The organism is Flagellimonas sp., assembly GCF_965222555.1.
Lineage (GTDB): Bacteria > Bacteroidota > Bacteroidia > Flavobacteriales > Flavobacteriaceae > Flagellimonas.
The window spans coordinates 1,350,211-1,375,941 of record NZ_CBDCUG010000005.1; the positions used below are offsets into that span (position 1 = coordinate 1,350,211).

18 protein-coding genes and 1 pseudogene are annotated in these 25,731 nt (G+C 39.7%); 9 read left to right on the forward strand and 10 right to left on the reverse strand.

All coding sequences use genetic code 11. From position 1 onward, the window contains the following. Positions 1–121: 121 nt before the first annotated feature. On the forward strand, positions 122–1,933 hold the full coding sequence (locus ACOQO1_RS14480) for a sodium:solute symporter family protein (RefSeq protein ID WP_420603594.1): 1,812 nt from the start codon (positions 122–124) through the stop codon (positions 1,931–1,933). A gap of 7 nt (positions 1,934–1,940) precedes the next feature. Continuing rightward, positions 1,941–3,029 (forward strand): acyltransferase family protein, encoded by a 1,089-nt coding sequence (locus tag ACOQO1_RS14485; protein ID WP_420603595.1) that lies wholly within the window; start codon positions 1,941–1,943, stop codon positions 3,027–3,029. A gap of 42 nt (positions 3,030–3,071) precedes the next feature. Here the strand turns inward: ACOQO1_RS14485 and ACOQO1_RS14490 are convergent, their stop codons facing one another. The 3 genes and pseudogenes from ACOQO1_RS14490 to ACOQO1_RS14500 all read right to left on the reverse strand — a co-directional run bounded on the left by ACOQO1_RS14490 (position 3,072) and on the right by ACOQO1_RS14500 (position 4,322). Continuing rightward, positions 3,072–3,320 (reverse strand): hypothetical protein, encoded by a 249-nt coding sequence (locus tag ACOQO1_RS14490; protein ID WP_420603596.1) that lies wholly within the window; start codon positions 3,318–3,320, stop codon positions 3,072–3,074. Positions 3,321–3,460: 140 nt separating this feature from the next. Beyond that, positions 3,461–3,703, reverse strand: a complete 243-nt coding sequence (locus ACOQO1_RS14495) for a hypothetical protein (protein WP_420603597.1) — start codon at positions 3,701–3,703, stop codon at positions 3,461–3,463. 28 nt (positions 3,704–3,731) lie between these two features. Then, positions 3,732–4,322: pseudogene (locus tag ACOQO1_RS14500) on the reverse strand (riboflavin synthase). Between the two features lie 58 nt (positions 4,323–4,380). Between ACOQO1_RS14500 and pdxA the strand changes: the two are divergent. The 7 genes from pdxA to ACOQO1_RS14535 all read left to right on the forward strand — a co-directional run bounded on the left by pdxA (position 4,381) and on the right by ACOQO1_RS14535 (position 10,554). Next, on the forward strand, positions 4,381–5,433 hold the full coding sequence (gene pdxA, locus ACOQO1_RS14505; RefSeq protein WP_420603598.1) for a 4-hydroxythreonine-4-phosphate dehydrogenase PdxA: 1,053 nt from the start codon (positions 4,381–4,383) through the stop codon (positions 5,431–5,433). A gap of 108 nt (positions 5,434–5,541) precedes the next feature. Then, positions 5,542–6,075 (forward strand): YceD family protein, encoded by a 534-nt coding sequence (locus ACOQO1_RS14510; RefSeq protein WP_420603599.1) that lies wholly within the window; start codon positions 5,542–5,544, stop codon positions 6,073–6,075. Between the two features lie 7 nt (positions 6,076–6,082). Beyond that, positions 6,083–6,283 carry a 50S ribosomal protein L32 gene (gene rpmF / locus ACOQO1_RS14515; protein ID WP_097044276.1) on the forward strand — a complete coding sequence of 67 codons (201 nt, stop codon included), beginning with the start codon at positions 6,083–6,085 and terminating at the stop codon, positions 6,281–6,283. A 173-nt stretch (positions 6,284–6,456) separates the two neighbouring features. Further along, positions 6,457–7,452: a beta-ketoacyl-ACP synthase III gene (locus tag ACOQO1_RS14520; protein WP_420603600.1), complete on the forward strand. Its 996-nt coding sequence runs from the start codon at positions 6,457–6,459 to the stop codon at positions 7,450–7,452. A gap of 26 nt (positions 7,453–7,478) precedes the next feature. Then, positions 7,479–7,967 (forward strand): acetyl-CoA carboxylase biotin carboxyl carrier protein, encoded by a 489-nt coding sequence (gene accB / locus ACOQO1_RS14525; protein WP_420603601.1) that lies wholly within the window; start codon positions 7,479–7,481, stop codon positions 7,965–7,967. A gap of 81 nt (positions 7,968–8,048) precedes the next feature. Then, entirely contained in the window at positions 8,049–9,401 is a 1,353-nt protein-coding gene (gene accC, locus ACOQO1_RS14530; protein ID WP_420603602.1) for an acetyl-CoA carboxylase biotin carboxylase subunit, read from the forward strand. Between the two features lie 34 nt (positions 9,402–9,435). After that, positions 9,436–10,554 (forward strand): NAD(P)/FAD-dependent oxidoreductase, encoded by a 1,119-nt coding sequence (locus ACOQO1_RS14535; protein WP_420603603.1) that lies wholly within the window; start codon positions 9,436–9,438, stop codon positions 10,552–10,554. On the opposite strand, the gene ACOQO1_RS14540 is transcribed toward ACOQO1_RS14535, so the two are convergent. Genes ACOQO1_RS14540 through ACOQO1_RS14570 form a run of 7 tightly spaced genes read right to left on the reverse strand, consistent with a single transcriptional unit; the run spans position 10,551 to position 25,715 of the window. Then, on the reverse strand, positions 10,551–11,216 hold the full coding sequence (locus tag ACOQO1_RS14540; RefSeq protein WP_420603604.1) for an ABC transporter ATP-binding protein: 666 nt from the start codon (positions 11,214–11,216) through the stop codon (positions 10,551–10,553). The genes ACOQO1_RS14535 and ACOQO1_RS14540 overlap by 4 nt on opposite strands. Before the next feature lie 20 nt (positions 11,217–11,236). Further along, complete coding sequence (locus ACOQO1_RS14545) at positions 11,237–13,603, reverse strand: ABC transporter permease (RefSeq protein WP_420603605.1); 2,367 nt, start codon at positions 13,601–13,603, stop codon at positions 11,237–11,239. A 20-nt stretch (positions 13,604–13,623) separates the two neighbouring features. After that, complete coding sequence (locus ACOQO1_RS14550) at positions 13,624–16,041, reverse strand: ABC transporter permease (RefSeq protein WP_420603606.1); 2,418 nt, start codon at positions 16,039–16,041, stop codon at positions 13,624–13,626. 17 nt (positions 16,042–16,058) lie between these two features. Next, positions 16,059–18,422, reverse strand: a complete 2,364-nt coding sequence (locus ACOQO1_RS14555; RefSeq protein WP_420603607.1) for an ABC transporter permease — start codon at positions 18,420–18,422, stop codon at positions 16,059–16,061. 17 nt (positions 18,423–18,439) lie between these two features. Beyond that, positions 18,440–20,857 carry an ABC transporter permease gene (locus ACOQO1_RS14560; RefSeq protein WP_420603608.1) on the reverse strand — a complete coding sequence of 806 codons (2,418 nt, stop codon included), beginning with the start codon at positions 20,855–20,857 and terminating at the stop codon, positions 18,440–18,442. A 17-nt stretch (positions 20,858–20,874) separates the two neighbouring features. Then, a complete protein-coding gene (locus tag ACOQO1_RS14565; RefSeq protein ID WP_420603609.1) occupies positions 20,875–23,274 on the reverse strand; it encodes an FtsX-like permease family protein in 2,400 nt (799 codons plus the stop codon). A gap of 32 nt (positions 23,275–23,306) precedes the next feature. Further along, on the reverse strand, positions 23,307–25,715 hold the full coding sequence (locus ACOQO1_RS14570) for an FtsX-like permease family protein (RefSeq protein ID WP_420603610.1): 2,409 nt from the start codon (positions 25,713–25,715) through the stop codon (positions 23,307–23,309). Positions 25,716–25,731: the final 16 nt, after the last annotated feature.

Here is a 25,731-nt window from a genome sequence, read left to right on the forward strand (position 1 = left end):
GATTATTCTCTCTTTTTGATATAAAATTGTCAAATAGTACTATAAAAATTTCAAAAAGTGGCATAATAATACACTAAGTATAAAAAAATAATATCTTTAGTGATTAACCAAAACCAAGCAGATGGACATACAAACTTTAGATTACATTATAATTTTTGGTTTTTTCGCCATAGTTCTTTCTATCGGAATCTACGTTTCCAAAAAATCAGGAAAGAATTCTTCAGAATACTTTTTATCAGGACGGACAATGCCATGGTGGCTTTTAGGATTTTCCATGGTGGCCACTACATTTTCTACGGACACACCGAACTTGGTGACCGATCTTGTTCGTACCAACGGAGTATCAGGAAACTGGGGATGGATGTGTTTTTTGGTTACGGGAATGCTTACCGTATTTGTATATGCCAAGCTTTGGAGAAAATCCAATGTAAAAACCGATCTAGAGTTTTATGAACTGAGATATGGTGGTAAGGCAGCAAGTTTTTTGCGCAAATTTAGGGCAGTATACTTGGGAGTTATATATAATGTAATCACTATGTCTGCAGTTACCCTTGCTGCTATAAAGATTGGCGGGGTTATGTTGGGGCTTGAACCTTGGGTAACTGTTGTGGCCGCTGGCTTGATTACTGTGGTATTTAGTGCCCTTGGAGGTTTTAAAGGAGTTGTTTATAGCGACTTTTTGCTATTTTTTGTTGCCATGGCAGGGGCAATAGGAGCTGCTTATTATCTTATTAATATTCCTGAAGTAGGGGGTATTCAAGCGGTCATAGAAAATGATAATGTCAAAGATAAACTTGGTATCCTGCCAAACATGAGTGATACCAAAGCGGTTATCACTTTGTTGGTTATTCCATTGGCTGTACAGTGGTGGAGTTCTTGGTATCCTGGTGGAGAGCCTGGAGGTGGAGGTTACATCGCACAACGAATGTTGGCTGCCAAAAATGAGAATCATGCTATCGGAGCCACTTTTTTCTTTAACATTATGCATTATGCCCTAAGACCATGGCCTTGGATTTTGGTGGCTTTGGCATCATTGGTGGTTTACCCAGACATTGCAAGTATTCATGAAGCCTTTCCAAATGTGGCAGAGGATAAATTGGGTCACGATTTGGCTTACTCAGCTATGCTGACCAAACTACCTAGCGGATTGCTTGGATTGGTTTTGGCATCATTGGTGGCAGCATACATGAGTACCATTTCTACCCAATTGAACTGGGGGTCATCTTATATTGTTTTCGATTTTTACAAACAACAGATTAATCCCAATGCCACAGAGAAGCAGATGGTTGCAGTAGGGAGAATTTCAACAGCTGTGTTGATGGTTTTAAGCGCGTTTCTTGCCTTGGCCATGCAGAATGCTATGGGAATTTTCAATTTATTGCTATCATTTGGAGCAGGGACCGGTCTTATTTTTATTCTGAGATGGTTCTGGTGGCGAATCAATGCATGGAGTGAGATTACAGCAATGTTCTCATCGGGGATTCTTGCCATCCTTTTAGAAACTACATCGCTTAGAAGCTTTCTCTTTGATACCGATACCGGAATATTCCCAGATTGGGGAGAATTGCCATTTATAATGGTGGTGACTACCATAATCTGGTTGACAGCTACTTTTATTACCCAACCCGAAACCAAGGATGTGTTAAGGAGCTTTTACAAGAAAATACAGCCAGGAGGTCCAGGTTGGTCTAAGATTGTAGATGAGGCTGAGGCGGACAATGCAGACATTGTTGATTCCAAAGAAAAATGGAGTGTGCCTTCTGGTATTATGGCAATGTTGCTGGGTGTCGTATTAATTTATTCAATAATGTTCGCAACAGGGTATTGGATTTATGGTGAAACCAAACTAGCATTGATATTGACCGCGGTAGTTGTAGTATCGGGAATCCTGCTTATTAGAGCTTGGAATAAGATAAAAGACTCTGTTTTATAACACGATTATGAAAAATAGGGTCATATCCGTTGATATTTTTAGAGGGGCAACCATTGTTTTAATGATTTTGGTGAACACCCCGGGCACTTGGTCTAATGTGTATGCTCCTTTGTTGCATGCCAAATGGCATGGGTATACCCCAACGGATTTAGTATTTCCCTTTTTCCTGTTCATTGTGGGAACGTCCATTGTTTTTGCATATCAAAATAAAAAACCAAATGCGTCTACCTATAAAAAGATATCCGTCCGAGCTTTAAAATTGATTGGATTGGGGCTTTTTCTAGGAGCGTTTACTATCAGTTTTCCCTTTATTAAGGAGTTTGCAGATATACGGTTTCCAGGTGTATTGCAACGTATAGGGGTGGTTTTCTTTTTTGCGGCCATACTTTTTTTAAACCTGGATTGGAAAAAACTAATAGCGGTTTCTGTTATCCTTTTGATAGGTTATTGGCTGTTGATGGCATTTGTACCTGTGGAAGGAGTGGTTTCCACTTTTGAACGCGCTCCAAACAATTTGGCCAATTACTTGGATGTAAAAGTATTTGGGACACACAACTATAAACCAGATTACGATCCAGAAGGACTGCTGAGCACTATTCCTGCCATTGTGAGTTCTCTTTTGGGCATATTTACAGGACTGATATTGCGTTCAAAACAGGAAAAAAAGACTGCCCTCTTAGTTGGGCTGGGAGTGGCACTATTGGTTGTTGGGCACTTATGGGATTTCATTTTTCCAATTAATAAGGCACTTTGGACCAGTAGTTTTGTCTTGGTCACTGCAGGCTGGGCCAACATTGTTTTGGCATTGATCTATTATCTAACAGACGTTAAGGGCCTAAAATTTGGAAGCATATTCAAATATGCAGGAGCCAATGCCATAACGGTTTATTTTCTATCCAGTTTTGTTACCAAACTGTTTTATTCCATAAAAGTGGATGCCGATACTTCGTTGCATGGGTGGCTTTTCAATAAAATCTATGTACATGATTTTATGTCCATGGAACTTTCGTCTTTGCTCTATGGATTAAGTGTGGTGGCTTTTTATTGCTTGGTGGCCTATGTGATGTACAAAAGAAAGATTTTTATAAAGGTTTAGTTTATAAAAACAGAAGAGGAGGTTACGGGGAGCAGAAATGGCTTACTGAACGTTAAATTTCTTTATTACTTTTTCTACACGTTTTCTTTTTGACTCTTTCTCAATATCGTCTAGCCTTGAAGCAAGTGTTTTAACAAAAAGAGTTTTATTCTGATCATTAATTATCGGTATTGCCCTTTCAGCATACATCGGCAATTGATTTGTTGCGCTTTTTAAGAGTTGCTCAATCAACAGAGGAAAAGTGTTTTCTGCATAATCTTCAATGGAACATAATGTTATTAAAATATTCACGGCATGGTCTTTAGTGATTACAGAACCCTTGTCCGCTGCAGCAAGAATAGTAGGAAGCGCGGTATAAATATCTTTTGGCCGTTCATTTGCGTAATTGTCCTCAGAGCGCAGTCATAGCACCCCATTGAAGTCTATTGTTTTTACTCGCTAAATGAACAATAAAATTCATTGATATGGGCGGAGATAAGTTGCGGAGCTTGTTCCCCTATTTCATAAAGTACCTTGATACAGTCATTTTGAATGGCTTTTTTATTGGAAAGGTTTTCAATCAATACTTTGACCGCTTCTTTGTCTTGCGACAATACAATTTCTTTGGCCAACTCCTGATTGGGGACTTCATCTCTTCGGTTAAGGGAAGATGACAATTTATCAATAACACTCATTGTTGATTTCAAATTTCTTTGCTGGTGATTATCTAATTTCCATCAATCTGGCCACATATTTCCCAATCACATCAAACTCCAAATTTACTTGGGTTCCTACTTCGTAGGAATGGAATCGGGTGTGTTCATGGGTATACGGAATAATGGCCACACTAAAACCTATCTTTTTTGGAATCTACCACGGTAAGGCTAACGCCATCCACGGTAATGGATCCTTTTTTCAATGGTAACATTGCTCAAACTTGAATCATATACAAAACTATAGATCCAACTCCCATCCTTTTCTTCTATTGTAAGTACAATTTGCGGTTTGGTCAACATGCCCCTGTACAATATGACCGTCCAATCGTGCACCCAGTTTCATTGCCCTTTCCAGATTCACCTTGTCACCCACTTTTAAATCGCCCAGATTGGTTTTGATCAGGGTTTCTTCAATTGCGGTAACGGTGTACGAGTTCCCAAGTATTGCAACAACCGTTAAACAAACACCATTATGGGCAACACTTTGGTCAATTTTTAGTTCCGGAGTGATTTCTGAAGAAACGGTGATATGCAAATTATCACCCTCTTTTTCCAACTTTTCAACATTCCCCAAAGTCTCAATAATACCTGTAAACATGAATCTTTTTAATTGAGTAGTTTTGTAATGTAAATGTAGCCATAACGGCAGTGATTCTATGAAGGAAAACAGAAAAATTAGGCTGGGAATCTCAATTGGGGATTTCAACGGAATTGGATGTGAAGTAGCACTAAAGACGTTTGAAGATTCAAGAATGCTGGATTTTTGTACGCCGGTTATTTTTGCTTCCAACAAAATAATATCCCAACAAAAAGCAGATTTGGGATTAAACATCAACTTTAATGGAGTTCGGGATGCCTCCCAGTCTGTTGAAGGGAAAATCAATGTAGTCAATGTTTGGAAAGAAAACCCAAAAATTGAATTTGGGCAAGCTACTGAAGATGGTGGAAAATATGCTATAAAATCACTTCGGGCAGCAGTGGCCGCATTAAAAAATGACAAGATTGATGTTTTGGTAACCGCTCCAATTAATAAAAACAATATCCAATCCGAGGATTTTAAGTTCCCCGGGCATACTGATTTTCTTGCGCAGGAACTAAATGGAGAGAGCTTGATGTTTATGGTCACTGATAGTCTGCGGGTTGGGCTGCTTACCGATCACATTGCAGTAAAAGATGTGGCAGGAGCCATTACTCCAAAGTTGATTAGGGATAAGGTGATGACGATGGAAAAATCCCTTAAAATGGATTTTGGCATTCGAAGGCCTAAAATAGCCTTGCTTGGGATTAATCCGCATAGTGGAGATAATGGAACGATTGGGGAAGAGGATGACAAAATTTTAAAACCAAGTATTCAGGAATTGTTCAACAAAGGCACTTTAGTATATGGCCCATATTCGGCCGATAGTTTTTTCGGCTCCAATTCCCATGGCAATTTTGATGCTGTCCTTGCCGCATACCATGATCAAGGGCTGATACCATTTAAAACACTTTCCTTTGGAAAAGGAGTAAACTATACTGCGGGGCTTGAAAAAGTCCGCACTTCTCCTGATCATGGAACCGCTTATGAAATTGCCGGAAAAGGACAGGCGGATGCAAGTTCTTTTAAGGAGGCAGTTTTCACTGCGTTGCAGGTTTTTAAAAGCCGAAAGGACTATACAACATGGAATAAAAACCCATTGCAAAAGCAAAAGACAAAACGAGCAAGTTAAAACTTGTGTGCACATATTATATTTCTTGCAATTGAATTGTGGTTTTCTAAATAAATAGTATCTTTGCCCCCGCCTTTAGGGGCTGGTACACAAACCTTAAGTGTAGAAATGATGGAGCTAAAGGAGTTTTTTATTCCTTTTTCAGGATTGAAGTTAGGAAAACACGAGTTTGAGTATGAGATTGACAATACGTTCTTTGAATCTTTTGAGTACCAAGAATTTAATGCGGCTTCCATAGACATTACCGCCATTTTGGACAAAATGAACAATATGATGGAATTGGAAATTGAAGCAAAAGGAACAATAAATGTGGATTGCGACTTAACAGGCGAACCTTACGACCAGCCTATTAGTTCAAATCTGCACTTAGTGATTAAGTTTGGGGAGGAATACAATGATGAGAATGATGAAATTTTGATCATTCCCCACGGAGAGTACCAAATCAATATTTCACAATACATTTATGAAATGCTGGTGTTGGCCGTTCCTCAAAAACGTATACATCCAGGCGTACTGGATGGAACATTGCAATCTGAAATCTTGGACAAGCTGGAAGAATTACAGCCAAAAGAAATCAAAGAAGAATCAGAAGATACAGATCCCAGATGGGACGATTTAAAAAAGTTACTAACGGACAAATAGGTTTATAATGGCACATCCTAAAAGAAAAATATCAAAAACCAGAAGGGACAAAAGAAGGACCCACTACAAGGCAACAGCTCCCACAATTGCCAAGGATTCCGTAACAGGAGAAATGCACTTGTTCCACAGAGCACATTGGCATGAAGGCAAACTGTACTATCGAGGTCAAGTTTTGATAGACAAAACAGAAGAAGAAACTGCTGCTTAATCGCAAATGCTTTAAAATAAACCAACTCCCGTTTTTTTAACAACGGGAGTTTTTTTATGGACTATAGCTAATTTTAAAAACCAGTCAATTTTGACCAAAAAGTCATATAAAATGACTATTTTTCACCGTTTTTGGGTCAAATTTTAACTTTTTTGACGAAAAAAGACACTAATATGAAAAAACAGACAGCAGCGATTACAGCTGTGGGAGGGTATGTTCCTGACTTCGTTTTATCCAACAAAGTGTTGGAGACCATGGTAGACACCAATGATGAATGGATTACTACAAGGACTGGAATAAAAGAGCGTAGAATCTTAAAAAAGGAAAATGCAGGAACGTCATATTTGGCGATAAAAGCTGCTGAGGACTTGATCAAGAAAAGTGGAGTTGACCCACTTGAAATTGATTTTGTTTTGGTCGCCACTGCAACCCCTGATCTTCCCGTTGCGGCAACTGCTGCTTATGTGGCATCACAGATAGGGGCGGTTAATGCATTCTCATACGATTTGCAGGCTGCATGCTCAAGTTTTTTATATGGAATGTCCACCGCGGCTTCATATATAGAATCCGGGAGGTATAAAAAAGTATTGTTGATCGGTGCGGACAAGATGTCTTCTATTATAGATTATACAGATCGTACCACCTGTATCATTTTTGGTGACGGTGCGGGAGCGGTACTTTTTGAACCCAATGATGAAGGTCTTGGACATCAGGATGAATACTTAAGAACTGATGGTATTGGCCGTCAGTTTTTAAAGATTGAAGCAGGAGGATCTATTCTGCCGGCTTCAGAAGATACAGTTAAGAACAAACAGCATTTTGTATATCAAGATGGCAAATCGGTATTCAAGTTTGCAGTCTCGAACATGGCTGATGTTTCAGCCTTGGTTATGGAGCGCAACGGGCTTACGCATGAAGATGTAAACTGGTTGGTACCACATCAGGCCAATAGGCGAATAATTGATGCCACGGCCAAGAGAATGGGACTGGATGCCAACAAAGTAATGATGAATATTCAAAGATATGGTAATACCACATCTGCGACCTTGCCATTGTTGCTACACGATTATGAAAAGCAGTTGAAAAAAGGTGACAATCTAATTTTTGCTGCCTTTGGTGGAGGGTTTACCTGGGGATCCATTTATTTAAAATGGGCATATAATTCATAAAGAAACAACTAACTAAATCATATTCCATGGACATTAAGGAAATTCAAAGTTTAATCAAGTTTGTAGCCAAATCGGGTGCCAGCGAGGTAAAATTGGAGATGGAAGACATTAAAATCACAATCCGTACGGGAAGTGTATCTTCTACTCCTGAGACTACAATTGTACAGCAAATTCCGATGGCACAAGCTCCAGCTATGCCTGTTGCACCAGCACCTGCAGCAGCTGAGTCGGCTGCTCCAGCAAAGGAACCAGCTTCAGCCGAGGATGATTCAAAATATATTACCATCAAATCTCCAATAATCGGAACTTTCTATAGAAAACCATCTCCAGATAAACCACCTTTTGTTGAGGTAGGTAGCACTATTAATCCTGGAGACGTACTTTGTGTTATAGAAGCAATGAAACTTTTCAATGATATTGAATCAGAAGTTGCAGGAAAGATTGTAAAGGTATTGGTGGATGATTCATCTCCAGTAGAATTTGACCAGCCGTTATTTTTGGTCGACCCTTCTTAATTCAAATTACAATACCCAAGCTTTAAAACGCCAACATCATTTTTTGGCAATGGGGCTTGAGAGTTGAAAATTCAAGGTATTATGTTCAAAAAAGTATTGATTGCAAATAGGGGTGAGATAGCGCTTCGTATTATACGAACTTGCAAGGAGATGGGTATAAAAACGGTGGCGGTATATTCCAAGGCGGATGAAGAAAGCCTTCATGTACGATTTGCGGATGAAGCAGTTTGTATTGGCCCCGCACCTAGCCATGAATCCTATTTAAAAATTCCCAATATTATTGCCGCTGCAGAGATTACCAACGCAGATGCCATTCACCCAGGATACGGATTCCTTTCAGAGAATTCTAAATTCTCAAAGATTTGTGCAGAGCACGAAATTAAGTTCATTGGAGCCTCAGGGGAACAGATTGATAGAATGGGGGATAAGGCCACAGCCAAGGAAACTATGAAAAAGGCGGGAGTGCCCTGTGTTCCAGGTTCTGATGGTCTTTTAAAAGATGTGGAGGATGCCAAAAAGACGGCCAAGAAAATGGGCTATCCTGTAATGATCAAAGCCACTGCTGGTGGTGGTGGAAAAGGGATGCGAGCCATTTGGTCAGAGGATGAAATGGAAAGCAACTTTGAAAGTGCGGTACAGGAGGCCACTGCTGCTTTTGGCAATGGCGGAATGTACATGGAAAAATTGATAGAAGAGCCAAGACATATTGAAATTCAGGTTGTGGGAGATCAATACGGAAAGGCATGCCATCTATCGGAAAGAGATTGCTCCGTTCAACGCAGGCATCAAAAATTGACTGAAGAAACGCCTTCACCATTTATGACGGATTCACTTCGTGAAGAAATGGGAGCCGCCGCGGTAAAAGCAGCAGAATACATTAAATATGAAGGGGCCGGCACAGTGGAATTTTTGGTGGATAAACACAGAAACTTCTACTTTATGGAGATGAATACCCGTATTCAGGTAGAGCACCCCATAACGGAACAGGTAGTGGATTACGATCTTATCCGAGAGCAGATTTTGGTAGCTGGAGGAGTTCCTATCTCCGGGAAAAATTACCTTCCAAAGCTACATTCCATCGAATGTAGAATCAACGCAGAGGATCCCTATAACGACTTTAGGCCATCACCAGGTAGAATCACAACATTGCATACCCCTGGAGGTCATGGTATACGTTTGGACACTCATGTATACAGCGGTTACATTATTCCTCCAAATTATGATTCCATGATAGCCAAGTTGATTACTACGGCCCAAACACGGGAAGAGGCCATCAACAAAATGCGAAGGGCTTTGGATGAATTTGTAATTGAAGGAGTAAAGACCACCATTCCGTTCCATAGACAATTGATGGATCATCCCGACTATTTGGCGGGCAATTATACCACCAAGTTCATGGAAGATTTTGAAATGGACGAAAAATATTCATATTAATACCAGCCCCGATGTAAATCGGGGTTTTTGTTTTATGGAATTGAGCTATTGGGAATATAAGACTTGGCTGTCCAATGTGGATTTTACCATAATTGGAAGCGGCATTGTTGGACTCAACTGCGCCCTTCAGTTAAAGGAGAAGTACCCAACCGCCAAAATTTTAGTGCTTGAGAAAGGGACATTGCCTCAAGGTGCGAGTACCAAAAATGCCGGCTTTGCCTGTTTTGGAAGCATTTCAGAGGTATTGTCCGATTTAAAGTCGCACACTAAGGAGGAAGTCGTTAATTTGGTGCAGAAGCGCTGGAATGGAATTCAACTTTTGCGACAACTTTTAGGCGATGAAGCAATAGGTTTTCAGCAACGTGGCGGACATGAACTTTTTTTGAAAGAGGCTACCTCGCTGTTCGAAGAATGTTTGGACGGAATGGAAGATTTGAACAAGCTGCTTGAGCCGGTTTTTGGTGAGCATGCTTTTCAACAAAACAATAACATTTTTGGATTTGGGAATATTAAAAACAAGTATATCACCCATAAGTTTGAAGGGCAATTGGATACTGGAAGACTTATGGATGCCCTTCTACAAAAAGTATTGGAACAAGGAATACACCTATTAAATGCGGTTGAAGTTGAACAATTTGAAGATTTGGGCAACAGCGTGTCCATTGAAACCAATTTGTTTTCTTTTAAGACCAAAAAACTACTTATTGCTACAAACGGATTCGCGGCCAAGTTGCTAAAAAACGAAACCATACTTCCCGCAAGAGCGCAAGTATTGGTGACCAAACCCATTAAGAACCTGCAGATAAAAGGCACTTTTCATTTGGATGAAGGGTACTATTATTTCCGAAACATTGATGACCGAATATTGTTTGGCGGTGGGCGAAACCTCAATTTTAGCGCAGAGGAGACCATAGAATTTGGACAAACAGAATTGGTACAGAACAAATTGGAAGAACTGCTTAAAACTGTCATTTTACCCAATCAGAAGGTTGAAATAGAACATCGCTGGAGCGGTATCATGGGTGTGGGCAAGCAAAAAACACCCATTGTTAAGCAAATATCCAACAATGTGTATTGTGGCGTTCGCTTGGGCGGAATGGGTGTTGCTTTGGGCAGTTTAATCGGCAAGGAACTTGCTGAACTTACCGCCTAGACCATTCTCCCATCCAATAAATTGATGATGCGTGAGCCATATGCTGCGTTCTTTTCAGAATGGGTCACTTGGATAATGGTTACCCCATCCTCTTCATTCAATTTTTTGAACAGTTCCATAATTTCTTCACCCTGTGCCGAATTCAAGTTTCCTGTGGGCTCATCTGCCAAAATGAGTTTAGGATTGGAAATCAAGGCTCGGGCAATGCCAACAAGTTGCTGTTGCCCGCCACTAAGTTGAGTGGGAAACAAGTCTTTTTTCCCCACAATGTTGAATCGGTCCAACATATCGGCCACCATGGCCTTTCTTTCAGACCCTTTGAATTTTTTATAGAGCAGGGGCATTTCCAAGTTTTCCTTTACGGTCAGTTCATCCAACAGATGGTACGATTGGAATACAAACCCAATGTATTCTTTATAGAGGTTTGCCCTATGCTTTTCCTTTAAGGAATGTACGGATTCATCTAGAAAATGATATTCACCCTCATCAAATCCATCCAGCATACCAATAACATTGAGCAATGTGGACTTACCAGACCCAGAGGGGCCCATAACAGAGATAAATTCACCTTCTTCAATAGTTAGATTGATATCCTTTAGCAAGAAAATACGCTGGCCACCGGAGTTGACCCATTTAAAAATGTTGTTTAGTTCTAATAACATGTTTTTATCTTTTGTAGTTTTTATTCATTTCTTAACGCCTCTACCGGATTGGCAATGGCGGCCTTAAAACTCTGCCAGCTAACCGTCAGTAACGCAATAAAAAGAGCTGTTAATCCACCAAGGGCAAAAATCCACCAGCTAATGGTAGTCTTGTAGGCAAACCCTTGTAACCATTTGTGCATAGCGTACCATGAAAGCGGTACTGCAACAATAAAAGCCAACCCTACCCATCTTGCAAAGTCAATGTTCAATAGGGATAAAATTTGTCCAATGGTTGCGCCATTTACTTTTCGTATACCAATTTCCTTGGTTCTTTTGGCCATGGTAAAAGAAGCAACCGCAAACAACCCTATACAGGATAACACAATAGCCAATATGGAGAACCAGGCAATCAATGTGTTGATTTGGATATATTCCTTGTAATGCTCATTAAGTTTGGTGTCAGAGAAAAAATAGTTGGGTTCTATTCCAGAAAAGGCATTTCCCCAGAGTTCCTTTAATTGTTCTATTACCCGAAGACTTGCCCCTTGTTTTGCCCTTATCGATAAATAGCCCCAATTGGTATAGTCTTCTTGTTCGTAGAAAATATGAACCAAAGGCTGGGTTGCGCGTTGTACACCTTGATAGCTAAAATCATCAACAATGCCAACAACTTTGTTCGGGTTTCCTGTTGTTGAACTTTCATTCAGTACTTGCCCAGTAGCATCATTATATCCAAGCTGATTCATAGCATCCCTATTCAATACAATGGCATTTTTATGTGAAATAGAACCTTTTTCAAACCCATGACCGCTTAATAGTTTAATGCCAAAAGTTTTAAAATAATTCTCACCCACGTAGGCTTTTCTCAAATGAATGGATTCCAATGCACTTTTTCCTTGTGGATAAAACACGTTGTAATTTTCTTGATAAGTGCCTGGAATATTGCCAGAAAAGCTTACAGATTCAACATATGGGCTAGCTTCCAGTTCTTCGGCAATTCGTTTGTAGTTTTTTGATGTAATCTCCAAATCAGGAAACTGCCAGCTCTGTAATTGCGTAATGATTACATTTTCATTGTCAAATTTGGGATCTTTATTGACCATGAAGTCAATCTGTTTGCGAATCAAAAAAGTTCCTGAAATAAGTATGATGACGATTGCAAACTGAACAATTATGGAGGAATATCTTGAAAATTGTGACTTGTTTGTATTGGACAGCTTGCCGTGAAGAATATCTACCAATTTCCCCCGGGCCCACATAAGGGGAGGGACTATCCCTGAAAATAGACCTATTGTCAACCAAATACCTAACAGGACATATAGGATAAAACTGTTTTCAAAAGGGGCAAACTGTAAACCTGTTTCGAACAGGTTGTTGAATGAAGGCAACAGCAACACCAATAAAAAGATGCCGAATACAAGTGCCGATAGGCCCACTAGGAGACTCTCTACAATAATCTGCCAGAACAGATTCTTTTCTGTAGCTCCATGCACCTTTTTGATTCCTATCTCCTTGGTGCGTTTTAAAGAATCTGTTATGGTAAGATTAATGAAATTAACAATTGCGATACCAAGAATACCTATGGCTATTAGGGCCAGGATAACGATAAACGTACGGTTCGATTCGGCAATACTGTGATACTCGGAAAAGGGCAGGAGGTTTAAATCAGTCTCATTTTCCCCCACAGGAAGATAATTTTCTGAGACGATACGCTGCAACTTTGGTTTTATGGAGGTTGGGGTTGTACCATCAGCCAATTGCACATAAGTTTCGGAAAAGGTATTGTACCAATCATGAATGTCCTTAATCCATGGGGAGAGTTCCTCTCCGGTTTCGTAAGATGCTATAATATCAAACTGAATTGACGAATTTTTGGGAATGTCAACCACTCCGTTCACAGTAAGGAAGGTATCTTCAAATTTTACCTGGAGTTCTTTTCCTATTGCAGATTCCTCTCCAAAATATTTTTGGGCAAAGTCGGTACTAATGACCACATCATATTTGTCTTTGATGGCATTTTTTGGAGAACCTTCCGTAAAAGGAAAGGAAAACATAGAGAAAAAGCCACTATCAACATATCGAACATTTTCTGCGAAAGCGACGTCTTCATAGCTCAATCTAAACTCTTCCCAATCAAAAATACGGGTGCCATTTTCCACTTCGGGGATTTCTGCCAACATTTTGGGTAATAAAGGACCTTTGGTCTGAAAACTTTCCCACTCGCGAACCCTATAGATATTTGAAAGGTTTTCATGAAAATGATTGTAGGTAAGATCATTGTGCACGAAAAGGCTTAGCATCAAAAATGAAGCAATACCCACACCCAACCCGATTGTTTTGATCAAGAAGATGTTTTTGTTCTTTTTTACATTTCGTAAGAATAGCAATATGTTGTGTTTAAGCATAACGATTCTTTTTAATTTTTTTATTCATTTTTCAATGCATCCACTGGATTGGCAACTGCAGCCTTATAACTCTGCCAGCTTACCGTTAACAAGGCAATGGACAAAGCGACTAAACCACCCAGGACAAAAACCCACCAACTTATGTTTGTTTTGTAGGCAAAGCCTTCCAACCATTTATGCATGGCAAACCAAGCAATGGGTACAGCAATCACAAAGGCCAGACCCACCCATTTTATGAAGTTCTGGTTGAGCAATTGTAGTATTTGGGTAATGGTAGCTCCATTGACTTTTCGAACCCCGATTTCCTTTTTTCGTTGTGTACAGGTGTATGAGGTCAAGCCAAAAAGACCCAAAGAGGCAATTAGAATGGCGAGGATGGTGAATATCTGAAAAGCCTTGGCAAATTTTCGGTCTTCATTGAACAAGGCCTCAAACTTTTGATCCAGAAAAGTGTAGTTATAAGTGCTCACAGGAAAAACTTGGTGCCATGTGCGCTCTAGCTCATCTAGAGCTTTATCGACTCCAGCCAAGGTAATGGCCTTTTTGTCCAACTTTACAAGAGTATTTTGGGTGTTTCTGTCGTGTCTGATAATAGTGGGGACCACAGCGGACTTCATTCCAAGGTGGTTATAATCTGCCACCACTCCACTAACGGCCCAATCTTGACCCCAAAATTTGACGGTTTTTCCAATAAGGGTATTTACATCTTCAACACCCATAAAATGAGCCATTTCTTCATTGACCACTACATTGTGACTCCGTTTTTCTGTGGTTTGAAGAAAGGCATCCCCAGCAACGAAATCCATACCCATCAAATTAAAATAATTGGACCTGGCTCCATAGTTGTACCAAATGTGTGTTTCATCGGTATGTCCATTAGGAAAGGTAAGTCCGATATTGGAATTCATATTGGAGAAATCATCTCCAGGATAAGTGCGGGCGCAGCTAACATCTGCTACATAAGGATTTCTTTTAAGTTCCTCTAATAGCACATCAAAATCTTTATAGAATATGGAATCGTATGCACGATCTAATACTTGCCCTTTCAAGGCTATTACCTGATCAAGGTTGGCGCCAATAGGACGATTCTTGAGAAAGTGAATCTGCTTGTTTGCCATGAAAGTACATATCAACAATGAGATGGTGGCCACAAATTGCGTAATGATTAGAGCTTTTCTAAAATGGAATCCATTTTTTGAAGTTTGTACCTGGCCTTTGAGCACCTTGGCAGGGTTGAACCTACTTAATACAAATGCTGGATATAATGCTGCCAAAGTAGCTCCTAAGAGCATGATTCCCAAATAAGGCAAGAGCGCTTGTAATTGCGGACCATCTAAACCCAAATTCTGACCGATTATAGCATTAAAACCGGGTAACAGTAGAAGAACAGCGCATAAGGCCAATAGGATTGCCATGAAATTTAACAATGCAGACTCTGATAGAAACTGCAAGGTCAATTGTGATTTTTTTCCACCAACTACTTTACGAATCCCTATTTCTTTAGCTCGTTCCAGGGATTTACTACTGGAGAGGTTCATGTAGTTCATCCATGACAATAAAAGAGTAATGAATGCGATAATGGACAAAAGCTTGATGTTATGGCCATTACCATTGGTCTCCGCCTCATAGGGTTTGTTTGAGTATAGGTGGATGTCCTCTATGGGTTCCAAATGGTGTCTTTCATTTTTTAGTCCTTCAGGGGTGAAAGCCATGACCTTTTGATTGAGCAAAGCTACATCTGTTGAGTTATCGACCTTGATGTAGGTAAAATATTCGTTTTGGTTCCAAGTGTATTTCCAATCGTTCTCAAATATCTTCCAAGTGTAGAATGTTTTAAAGGAAATGAGCAGATCGTTTTTAATATGGGTGTTTCTATTGGAATTATCCATGACTCCGGTTACCGTAAAGGTCACCGAGGCATCTCCTGCAATTTTAAGGGACTGACCTATAGGATTTGTATCACCGAAAATTTTTTTGGCCACAGAGGTGCTTAACACCACAGAATAGGGTTCACTAAGCGCTGTACGTTCATCACCCCTGACCAAACCATGGTCAAAAACATCAAAATATTCTGGATCCGCCAAAGACCCCACAATACCATCATAAGGGGTATTATTGTTTAATACCACTAAATCACGAATTCTTCTGAATCGTACAAAACTTTCAATTTCAGGAAACTCATCCTTTAACGTAGGGCCGCTTACTATGTAAGCATTTGCATCTCCAGGCACATACTCCCCTCCTTCCAAATAATCCATAAAGACGCGATGTACATATTCAGAACCTTCAAACTTGTCATAGCTTTTCTCATAATTTACATAGAGCATAATCAACACAAAAGATGCAATGCCAATGGCCAACCCAAAAATGTTGATAAAGGAATACAGCTTGTTTTTAAGCAGATATCTTGTGGCAATTTTTAAAAATAATTTCAACATTGTTCTTTGGTTTTTGATTATTCGGCCCGTATGCTTTTTATAGGATTGGACAATGAAGCCCTTAAACTTTGATAACTAACCGTTGATAGGGCCACAAGCAAAACGGTCACTCCTGCAAGGACAAACATCCACCATTGCAATTCAATATGGAAGGCGAATCCTTGAAGCCATTGGGTCATGGCATACCATGCTATGGGAATGGCCAAAACAAATGCAATAAAAACGAGCTTTAGAAAATCCTTGGAAAGCATATTCACCAACCGTAAAGCACTGGCTCCCAAAACTTTTCTTATCCCAATTTCCTTAAAACGTTGTTCTGCCATAAAAGCGGATAGGCCATACAGTCCCAAACAGGAAATAAAAATGGCCAGCAGGGCAAATACATTGAATATGGCTCCCATTTGCTGCTCGCCTTTGTACTGGGCATCCAGGTTGGAATCAACAAAATTGTAGACCAAAGGATAGGCCGGGTTCAGTGTACCATAAATTTTCTCAAGAGCAGCTATGGTATTTGCTGTGCTATTGGGAGCTGTTTTTATTACCGTAAGGCTCCCTCGTTTGTTATGTTGTAGAACCAATGGTTCAACAGCATATTGGAGCGGTTTAAAATTAAAATCCTTGACAACCCCTATTATAGTTCCTTTGTCTCCACGAAACGTTAAACTTTTACCAATTACACTTTCAATGTCCATTCCTATAATTCTAACAGCAGTTTCATTGATGAGAAAGTCGTTATTCTCGAATGAGCTTTTTGAAAACTTCCGTCCGTTTAAAAGGGTCATCTGAAAAACATCCAGAAAATTTTCATCTGCACGAATACTTGGAAATAATATTTGCTGATTGGGGTCCTTTCCTTCCCAGTGGATATCAAAATCCCCCGTGACCAGATTGGCTGGAAGATCTGACATTATGGAAAAATCGTTTGTTAAAGGATTTTCGGTCAGTGCAGTTCGCAAGGCTTCCATCTTTCCCCATATCTCACCTTCCATGGGAATATATACGAGGTTGGATTTATCAAAACCTAAGTTTTTATCCTTGATAAAATTGAGTTGTTTGTAGATTACAATGGTTCCAACAAGCAGCAACACTGAAATCACAAATTGGGAAACCACCAATCCATTGCGAAAAATAAGATTGTATTTTGAAAGCTTTATCCTGCCTTTTAATACCCTAACCGGCCTGAATTTGGAAAGAAACAGCGCTGGATAACTGCCAGAAATAAGGCCTGTTGTAAGTGCTATGGCAAGAAGGGCCATCCAAACCATGGGATCTCCTAACCGAAACGCAAGCTCTTTTTGGGCAAGGTCATTAAAGGAAGGCAAAAGCAAATAAACCAAGCCAAGGGCAAGGAGCAAAGAAATAAAGGAGACAATTAATGATTCGCCCAAAAATTGAAAGATAAGTTGGCGTCGCCCTGCTCCAATTACCTTTCGCAAGCCAACTTCCTTGGCTCTTTTGGCTGATCTTGCAGTAGCTAGGTTCATATAATTGATGCAGGCCACGATCAGAATAATAAAAGCGACGATAAGAAATATGTTTACATACTGTACGTTTCCATGTCCGGGAACATCTATTTGCAGATCTGAATGTAAATGGATATCCTTCAGCGGTTGAAGGTTGAATGTGATTTCAAACTCACTTCTTGAGACATAGATTTCGTTGATTCGATTAGTCATTGCAATCAAATCTTCCTGTGAGGAAATGGCATTTTTCTTGAATTGAAAATACCCGTAAAAGTTAAAACTGTCCCACACCTTGTTGATAAGGTCGGAATTTGTCTTGGCGTGATAAGACATCGGCATCAGAATGTCGAACTGTAAATGGGAATTGGTTGGAATATTTTCAAGAATTCCTGTTACGGTGAAAATGTCATTGTTATCGACCTTTATAGTTTTTCCCAATGCGTTTGTGGTGCCAAAGAATTTTGTTGCGGCTGCTTCGGTAAGTAGAATTCCGTCAGGTTGTGCCAGGGCTTTTTTGGAATCTCCCTTGATCAATGGAAAAGTAAAAACATCCAAAAAATTGGAATCTGCAAAGAAGACAGATTCTTCCTTGAATTTTTGATTTTCGGCTTCAAACAATGCTTCAAATGGAGAACTTAGTCTAACGCTGGTTTCTATCTCCGGGATAAGATTAGGCAGTTCCTCCACCATCCCTGCCGGACTTACCGCCGCCTTAAAATCTTCGTTGGCGATTGCCGTTAACCTATAGAGCTCATCCGCATTGGCATGAAAAGTATCATAGCTAGATTCATTTTGGACCCAAAGAAGAATAAGTATGCTACACGCCATGCCAATAGCAAGTCCACCAATGTTCAAAAAGGAATACCCCTTATGTTGAGCAAAGCTCCTCCAAGCAATTTTCAAATAGTTCTTTAGCATGATTTTTTGTTTTTTGATTATTCCATCCTGAGGCTTTTGACGGGATTTTGAGTTGCTGCTTTAACGGTTTTGGTCCCTACCGTAGCTAATGCGATAAGAGTGACCAACAAACCTGCTGCCAGGAAAAACCAAATGCTCAACTCTATCTTAAAGGGATAGTTCTTTAACCATTCTTTTATAAACCACCAGGCAATGGGGGAGGCTATCAAAAAGGCCATTCCTACTAGTTTTAGAAAATCTTTGGTCAATAAAAATGTAATGTTGGCGACACTGGCACCTATTACCTTTCTTACTCCTATTTCCTTGGTTCGCTGGGTTACTATTAGCAATGTTATGGCGAAGAGACCGATGCAACTAAGAGTAATGGCAATGATTGCTCCTGAGGTAACCATAGTTGCCATCTTTTGTTCTTTTCTATAAGTTCTGTCGATGTTTTCATCTAAAAAAGAACCCAAAAATTGTGCATTTGGCTCTATTCTGGCCCAAGCTTCTTTAATTGCATCATAGGACTTCGCCATGTTTACAGGAGCTATCTTTACATAGGCATAATACAAATCCCAATCGCGCGTCATGAACATAGTGATGGGTTCAATTGCTCTATCCAAACGCTCAAAATTATAGTCCTTGACCACTCCAATTACAGGAAGGTTTATAGAATCACTAAAGCTCACATAGGCCGTTAAGGGGTCTTTTTCACCAAATTCTTTTGCCATAGCTTCATTGATGACAACTCCTGAACTATTATCACTGGCAAAATCTCTATGGAAATTACGTCCGGCAACCATTTCTAAGTCCAGAGTCTCAACATAATCATAGTCTACGTTTAATGAATGAGTATTTATAATTCGGTTTTTATACTCAAACCCGAACATACTTTTTGAAACATTGCCATCTCTTCCGTATCCCAAATTATTGTCGGCCCCGGTTATTTGCAAAATATCCGAATTGTCGGCTAGTTCGTTTCGCAGTAGCTCTAGTGCTTCATGGCTGTTCTTTTTTCCATCCAAAGGAAAAGAAAGCACCTGCTCTTTGTTAAAACCTAGGTTTTTATTCCGCATAAAATCCAATTGCCCTTGTAATACAAGAGTGCCGCTTATCAATAAAATTGTTATGCAAAACTGAACTACTATTAGGGCGTCTCGCACTCGATTTTTCCCTGATGTCGCCATTTTGCCTTTTAGGGACTGTATGGTTCCCAACTTGCTCAACAATAGTGCGGGGTAGCCTCCAACAAACAGTGTGATCAACAGGACTGTCAACACGAAGATTGTAATGATGGAAGGGGAAATGACCATGTCAAAAGACACTTCTGTTCTGAATAGTGTTTTGAACTCATCGATCAGCATAATGCTTAAGAAAATTCCAATACCAACGGAAAAGACAAACACAAAAAGACTTTCGCTCCAGAATTGAAGAAAAAGCTGCTTTCTTTTTGCCCCAAGGGTTTTTCGCATGCCAATTTCTTTTAAACGTTGTCCACTTCTGGCAACACTCATGTTTATAAAATTGACACAGGCTATGAAGAGAATTAAAAATGCAACACCTAGAACTAGATAGGGAGTGCTTCTACTCACATGGGCATATCCATTTTTGAAGCTTGCAAAACTTTCATCTTTGAAAGGTAAAAGCTCATACTTAAAAAAACGACCGTCACTGTTTGCCTGTGCCCCATCACGTTTTGCATTTTCCATTCGTTCCTTTAAGTTGATATCCACCAAGGAACGTGTTGCTTTTTCAAATTGTTGAGCGATTGCACTACTCTCCAATTGCACATAAACATCATGATATCTGGAACTCCATGTGTTCTGGTTGGTCAAGAAACTTGCTTCCTGTTCAAATCGAACGGCTAAATCAAATTCAATGGTACTTTGTGGTAAATTGTTTTCGACCACAGCACTAACGTAAAAAGACCTATCTTCTCCATTTATCAAAATTTGAACTGTTTTACCAATGGCCTGGTCTTTCCCAAAGAGTTTTTCAGCAGTCTCTTCTGTAATAACAATATCGGATTGTTCTGTCAAAAGATTTTCCATTTTTCCCTTGACAGGAGGGAATGTAAACATGCTAAAGAAATCGGCATCTACCCAGATAGCGTCCATATTGATTTCTTTTTCGCCATAAGACACAACAGCCTCTTGCTGTAGATGACGTGTGGCTTTTTTGATTCCTGGAACATCTGCCTTTATTGCATCCATCAATGGGGCTGGATGGGTAGTATATGCTTTGGGACCTTTTGGAGATTGCCCTACCCAATAAACCTTATAAAGACTATCTGCATTGGTATGGAATTTATCATAGGACAAATCGAAGAATCCGGCCATCACCAATAGAATGGCCACACCAAAGGCCACGGAAAGCCCAATTACATTTAAAAGAGTAAACGTCTTGTCTTTGGTTAAGTTTCGCCAGGCAATTTTCAAATAGTTCTTTAACATGATTGTTTGTTTTTTGATTATTCCATCCTGAGACTTTTAACAGGATTGGCCCTTGCTGCCCTAATGGCTTGGAAGCTCACTGTTAATACAGTAACCCCCATGGCGCCAAGCATAGCCAGGGCAAAAATCCACCATTCCAGAATTACCCGATACGGGTATTCCTGTAACCAACCGTTCATTACGTAATAGGAAATGGGAATCGCTATAAAACAGGAAACAGTGACCAACTTTAAAAAATCCTTGGAAAGCATATTCCATACATTGAACACGGATGCTCCCAATACCTTTCTTACCCCAATTTCCTTGGTGCGCTGTTCGGCAACAAAAGAAGTGAGGCCAAATAGCCCAAGACAACTTATGAGAATGGCCAATGCGGTAAAGATTCCCGAAAGGGTTCCTATACGTTCTTCGGCAGCAAACTTTTGACCATATTCTTCATCTATAAAATCGTATTGAAATGGGATATTGGGAAACTGTTCAATGAAAATCCTTTCAATAATGGCCAAGTTCTTGCTAGCACTTTGCTTTGGATTCAACCGAAGATTATAATAGGTGGCGTTTCCATGTTTATCAAATTCGTACACCGCTTGCTTTACAGGCTCGTAGGGAGATTGCACAATGATATCCTGCACAACACCAATAATTTTCAATGGAGGTCGTGGGTCTTCCTCGGCTGTATCCATCAAAAATTTACCAATGGGATTGGTAAGGCCCATGTATTTTTTTGCAGCTTCGTTAATGAGCACTGCGTTGGAATCCGTGGCCATTTCCCTAGAAAAATCCCTGCCTTCAACTATTTTCAAGTTGAGAGATTTGGCATATTCAGGCGACACTTGAGTCCATGCAAAATCCTCCTGAAACCCTTCTGGTTTTCCTTCCCATTTGAACCCGCTCCAATTGGACCAAACCGAGGTTGTTGGACTGCTGGCGGAAGACATGGCTACAACTGCACCGGAACCGATGAACTTATCGCGCATCAATTCAAACTTTCCTTCAAAATCCTGACTCATTACCGGTACTTGTACCAACCCTTCTTTATCATATCCGACAGGTCTGTTTTTGGCATGATTTATCTGCTGCATTACAATTACAGTACCAATAATAAAGGCCACTGAAACGGTAAATTGAAAAACAACAAGGATTTTACGGGGCATACTGGCATGTTTTCCAGCTTTAAAAGTCCCCTTTAACACATCAACAGGTCTAAAAGAGGATAGATAGAGTGCAGGATAACTACCTGCCAATAAGGAGGTGAAAAGAATAAAGACAACGGAAGCAATCCAAAAAACAGGATTTACCCAAGGGAAGGTTATTTCCTTGCGCGCCAACTCATTAAAACCATTCAACGAAATTAGAACTATCAACAGGGCGACAACAAATGCAAATACAACAACCAAAAAAGATTCGCCCAAAAATTGATTGATCAATTGACTTCTTTGTGATCCAATGGATTTTCGTATCCCCACTTCTTTGGAACGCTTTTCTGATCTGGCTGTGCTCAGGTTCATGAAGTTGATACAGGCCAAAAGCAATACAAAAGCACCAATAATACCAAAAAGCCAAACATTTTTAATTCTTCCACCTGTCTGTTTACCATTTTCATAATTAGAACGCAAATGCCAATCACCCATTGGCAGTAGATGCAGCTGGGGGTTGTATTCTAGAGTTTCCTCGGACGCATTTTTCTTTACATCCTTAATGGTTTGTTCCACCTTGGTCATTGAGGTATTACCTACAATCTGGATAAACATTTGGAAGGAATTATTGCCCCAACTATCCTCTGCTTTTTTTATCCATTCTTGTGTGGTGATGTATTTATCCCAGGGCATTAAATAATCAAGGTTGGAAAAAGAGTTGTTGAAAGGGATATCTTCATAGACCGCGGTAACCATCATATCGAATTGGCTATTGACCTTGATTACCTTGCCAATGGGATCTTCATTGCCAAATAAGGTGTTGGCAGTTTCTTCAGACAGCATAATGGAATTGATTTCGCGAATGCCATCTTTTTCTCCCTTTAGTATGTTTAAGTTCAACATTTCCGGAGCCTTTCTTTGCATAAAATTGCCTTGTCTGGAAATACTGGTCTCCTCATATTTTAGGTACTGCGAATTTTGCCAAGAAGACATTACCAAATGCTCAAAATTGTCCATATAACCGTCACGAAGTGCTTTCTCTAAGGGACGTGGAATGGCTGACCAGGTATTTATCTCACCATTAAAGGTTTGTGATTGCATTATTTGTGCAATCTTATCCCTGTTCTTGAAATAATCGTTATGGGTAAGCTCGTCTTCCATCCAAAGACCAATGATCAAGGTAACGGCCATACCCAAAGCCAACCCCCCTACATTTATAATAGTATAACCCTTGTTTTTGGTAAGGTTCCTCCAGGCGATTTTTAAATAGTTCTTTAACATGATGGGTTGTTTTTTGATGATAATTATCTATTTCATTCGGTGCGCAAACATATTACCGGGTTGGTCAAGGCTGCTTTAATGGTGTGAAAACCAACTGTAACCAATGCAACTAAAGCCACTAATATTCCGACCAAAATAAAAGTCAACGGGTTAATAGCCATTTGATATTCATAGTTTTCAACCCAACTTTGAGCAATAAACCAAGCTATTGGAAGGGCAAGTAATAGGCTTACCAACACTAGTTTTAAAAAGTGAAATGAAATCATCCCGACAACATTATTAACGGACGCTCCCATTACCTTTCGAATACCGATTTCTTTCGTGCGCGATTCAATAACCAGTAATGAAATGGCAAAAAGACCCAGACATGATAAGAAAATGGCTATTGTGGATGCAAGTCCAAAAATAGTGGTCATTGTCTTTTCAACTTCGTACCAGGCCTGAAGGTTTTCATCCAAAAAAGAACCTTTGAACTCTGAGCCTGAAGTCACTTCTTCCCAAGCAGAAGAAAGTTTTTGGATTGCAAGCTGCGGATTATCTGATCTGGTTTTGACGAAAATATAATTGATGGCTTCACTGGCCGATAGATGTATCACAATAGGCAATTCTTCCGCGGAAGGCGATTTAACATTGAAATCAGAGACCACACCTATTATCCGATTGCCCGAAGTGCTGGTTTCTCCTCCAAAGAACTTACCGATAGGATTTTTCTCTCCCATGGCCTTTACAAAGCTTTCTGAAACTATTACGGCGTTTACAGAGTCGGTAGCGAAATTGCGACTAAAATCCCTTCCTTGTACCAAAGGGATTCCAAGGGTTTTTAGATAATCAAAATCAGCAAGAACCCAATCTGTAAAGATTTGGTTCTGATTGTATATAAAATCCACGTTTTCTGTAGAAGTTCTTCTATCTTTTCCACGGCCTAAATTATTTTTGCTGCCAGTAACGGAAACAAAACTAGGGTCACCTGCAAGTTTATCGCGCATTAGACCCAGTACTTTTCGACCATCTTCCGTAGTGCCAACCGGAATGCTCACCACCTGTTCTTTATCAAAACCAATGGGCTTTTGTCTTAAGAAATCAAGTTGTTGACCAGCAATTATGCTTACACAAATAAGTAAACTCGAAATAGCAAATTGTGATACCAACAATGTATTTTGAAGTACTCCGGGTTTTTTCGTAGAAACATTTCCTTTTAAAATTTGAACAAGATTAAAATTGGTCATCTTAAGGGCCGGATACCCTCCGGCAATTAAAGTGACCATCAAGAAGACTCCAAAAATAATAGCAATAAAATCAGCTTCGAACAAGGTCGAAACATTTATGCCTCCACCAAATTGTGAGTTAAAAAATGGTATTAATTGAGTTGCAAGAACAATTCCAAGTACGAAGCCGATAAAATAGAGAAGAAAAGCCTCTCCCCATAATTGGGCAAAAAGCTGCCCTTTAAAAGCGCCCAAGGTTTTTCGAACGCCAAGTTCACGACTTCTTTTAAAAGCATGGGCTATATTAAGATTAACAAAGTTGAAACAGGCAATCAAAAGAATAAATGCTCCTAACGCCATAATTGCATAAATCAATAGTAAGGGCGCACTTTTTGGACCTGAAAAATGAATGTCTTCAATGTTGGTCAAATTCAAACTCATTAAGTCGGAAGTATTCTTGACTTCAGGATGTTCCAGTTTCAGTTGCGCCAATTGCTCAGGATAGTATTTCTCTACCAACGAATTCAACTTGCTTTGCATTAATTGGCTATTGCTATTGCTAGATAGCTTAATGAAAATATTGGAAGTGTTAACATCCCATCTCATATTGTTTACTGCATAATCATCAAGTGCTTGGACTCTGGCGATGGCGTCAAATCTAATACTGGAATTTCTTGGGGCATCTTTAATAATAGCGGACACAGTATATGATTTTTCACTCCCTTTTCTACCTATTTTAATTTCCTTTCCTAGAGGATTGGCATCTCCAAAAATTGCAATTGCAGTACTTTCATTTAAAGCAACGCTTTGTAGGTTTGAAAGGGCAATGGTTTTATCCCCAACTAGAATTGGAAAATTGAACATTTCGAAAAATTCGGAATCAGTTCTAGTAATAGACCTTTCTATACTTTTATCCTGATAGGAAATGGTTTCTACTGTGCCCATTATTCTTACGGCGGTTTCAATATCAGGGATATCATTCTCCAAGGCCGCTTTTAAGGGCAAGGGCATTGTAGAATTGATTCCCGCGCCTTGGATGGAATTCGTAAATAGGGAAGTCCTGAATAATTGGCTTTTTCCATCATGAAAGGAATCAAAGCTAAGATGAAAATATACCACCAAGAACAACACAATACTTACGGAAAACGCTATGGCAAGTCCCATAATATTAATAAATGAATGAAGTTTATTCCTTCGGATATTCCTCCAGGCCGTTCTTATATAGTTCTTTAACATGATGGTTTGTTTTTTG

What these genes read in the sequence shown, in the direction of transcription:
- ACOQO1_RS14535 (WP_420603603.1), top strand. Translation starts at nt 9,436, where the DNA reads ATGGAATTGAGCTATTGGGAATATAAGACTTGGCTGTCCAATGTGGAT.
- accB (WP_420603601.1), top strand. Translation starts at nt 7,479, where the DNA reads ATGGACATTAAGGAAATTCAAAGTTTAATCAAGTTTGTAGCCAAATCG.
- ACOQO1_RS14555 (WP_420603607.1), bottom strand. Translation starts at nt 18,422, where the DNA reads ATGCTAAAGAACTATTTGAAAATTGCTTGGAGGAGCTTTGCTCAACAT.
- ACOQO1_RS14570 (WP_420603610.1), bottom strand. Translation starts at nt 25,715, where the DNA reads ATGTTAAAGAACTATATAAGAACGGCCTGGAGGAATATCCGAAGGAAT.
- ACOQO1_RS14480 (WP_420603594.1), top strand. Translation starts at nt 122, where the DNA reads ATGGACATACAAACTTTAGATTACATTATAATTTTTGGTTTTTTCGCC.
- ACOQO1_RS14485 (WP_420603595.1), top strand. Translation starts at nt 1,941, where the DNA reads ATGAAAAATAGGGTCATATCCGTTGATATTTTTAGAGGGGCAACCATT.
- ACOQO1_RS14510 (WP_420603599.1), top strand. Translation starts at nt 5,542, where the DNA reads ATGATGGAGCTAAAGGAGTTTTTTATTCCTTTTTCAGGATTGAAGTTA.
- rpmF (WP_097044276.1), top strand. Translation starts at nt 6,083, where the DNA reads ATGGCACATCCTAAAAGAAAAATATCAAAAACCAGAAGGGACAAAAGA.
- ACOQO1_RS14540 (WP_420603604.1), bottom strand. Translation starts at nt 11,216, where the DNA reads ATGTTATTAGAACTAAACAACATTTTTAAATGGGTCAACTCCGGTGGC.
- ACOQO1_RS14545 (WP_420603605.1), bottom strand. Translation starts at nt 13,603, where the DNA reads ATGCTTAAACACAACATATTGCTATTCTTACGAAATGTAAAAAAGAAC.
- ACOQO1_RS14495 (WP_420603597.1), bottom strand. Translation starts at nt 3,703, where the DNA reads ATGAGTGTTATTGATAAATTGTCATCTTCCCTTAACCGAAGAGATGAA.
- ACOQO1_RS14560 (WP_420603608.1), bottom strand. Translation starts at nt 20,857, where the DNA reads ATGTTAAAGAACTATTTGAAAATTGCCTGGCGAAACTTAACCAAAGAC.
- ACOQO1_RS14520 (WP_420603600.1), top strand. Translation starts at nt 6,457, where the DNA reads ATGAAAAAACAGACAGCAGCGATTACAGCTGTGGGAGGGTATGTTCCT.
- ACOQO1_RS14565 (WP_420603609.1), bottom strand. Translation starts at nt 23,274, where the DNA reads ATGTTAAAGAACTATTTAAAAATCGCCTGGAGGAACCTTACCAAAAAC.
- ACOQO1_RS14550 (WP_420603606.1), bottom strand. Translation starts at nt 16,041, where the DNA reads ATGTTGAAATTATTTTTAAAAATTGCCACAAGATATCTGCTTAAAAAC.
- pdxA (WP_420603598.1), top strand. Translation starts at nt 4,381, where the DNA reads ATGAAGGAAAACAGAAAAATTAGGCTGGGAATCTCAATTGGGGATTTC.
- accC (WP_420603602.1), top strand. Translation starts at nt 8,049, where the DNA reads ATGTTCAAAAAAGTATTGATTGCAAATAGGGGTGAGATAGCGCTTCGT.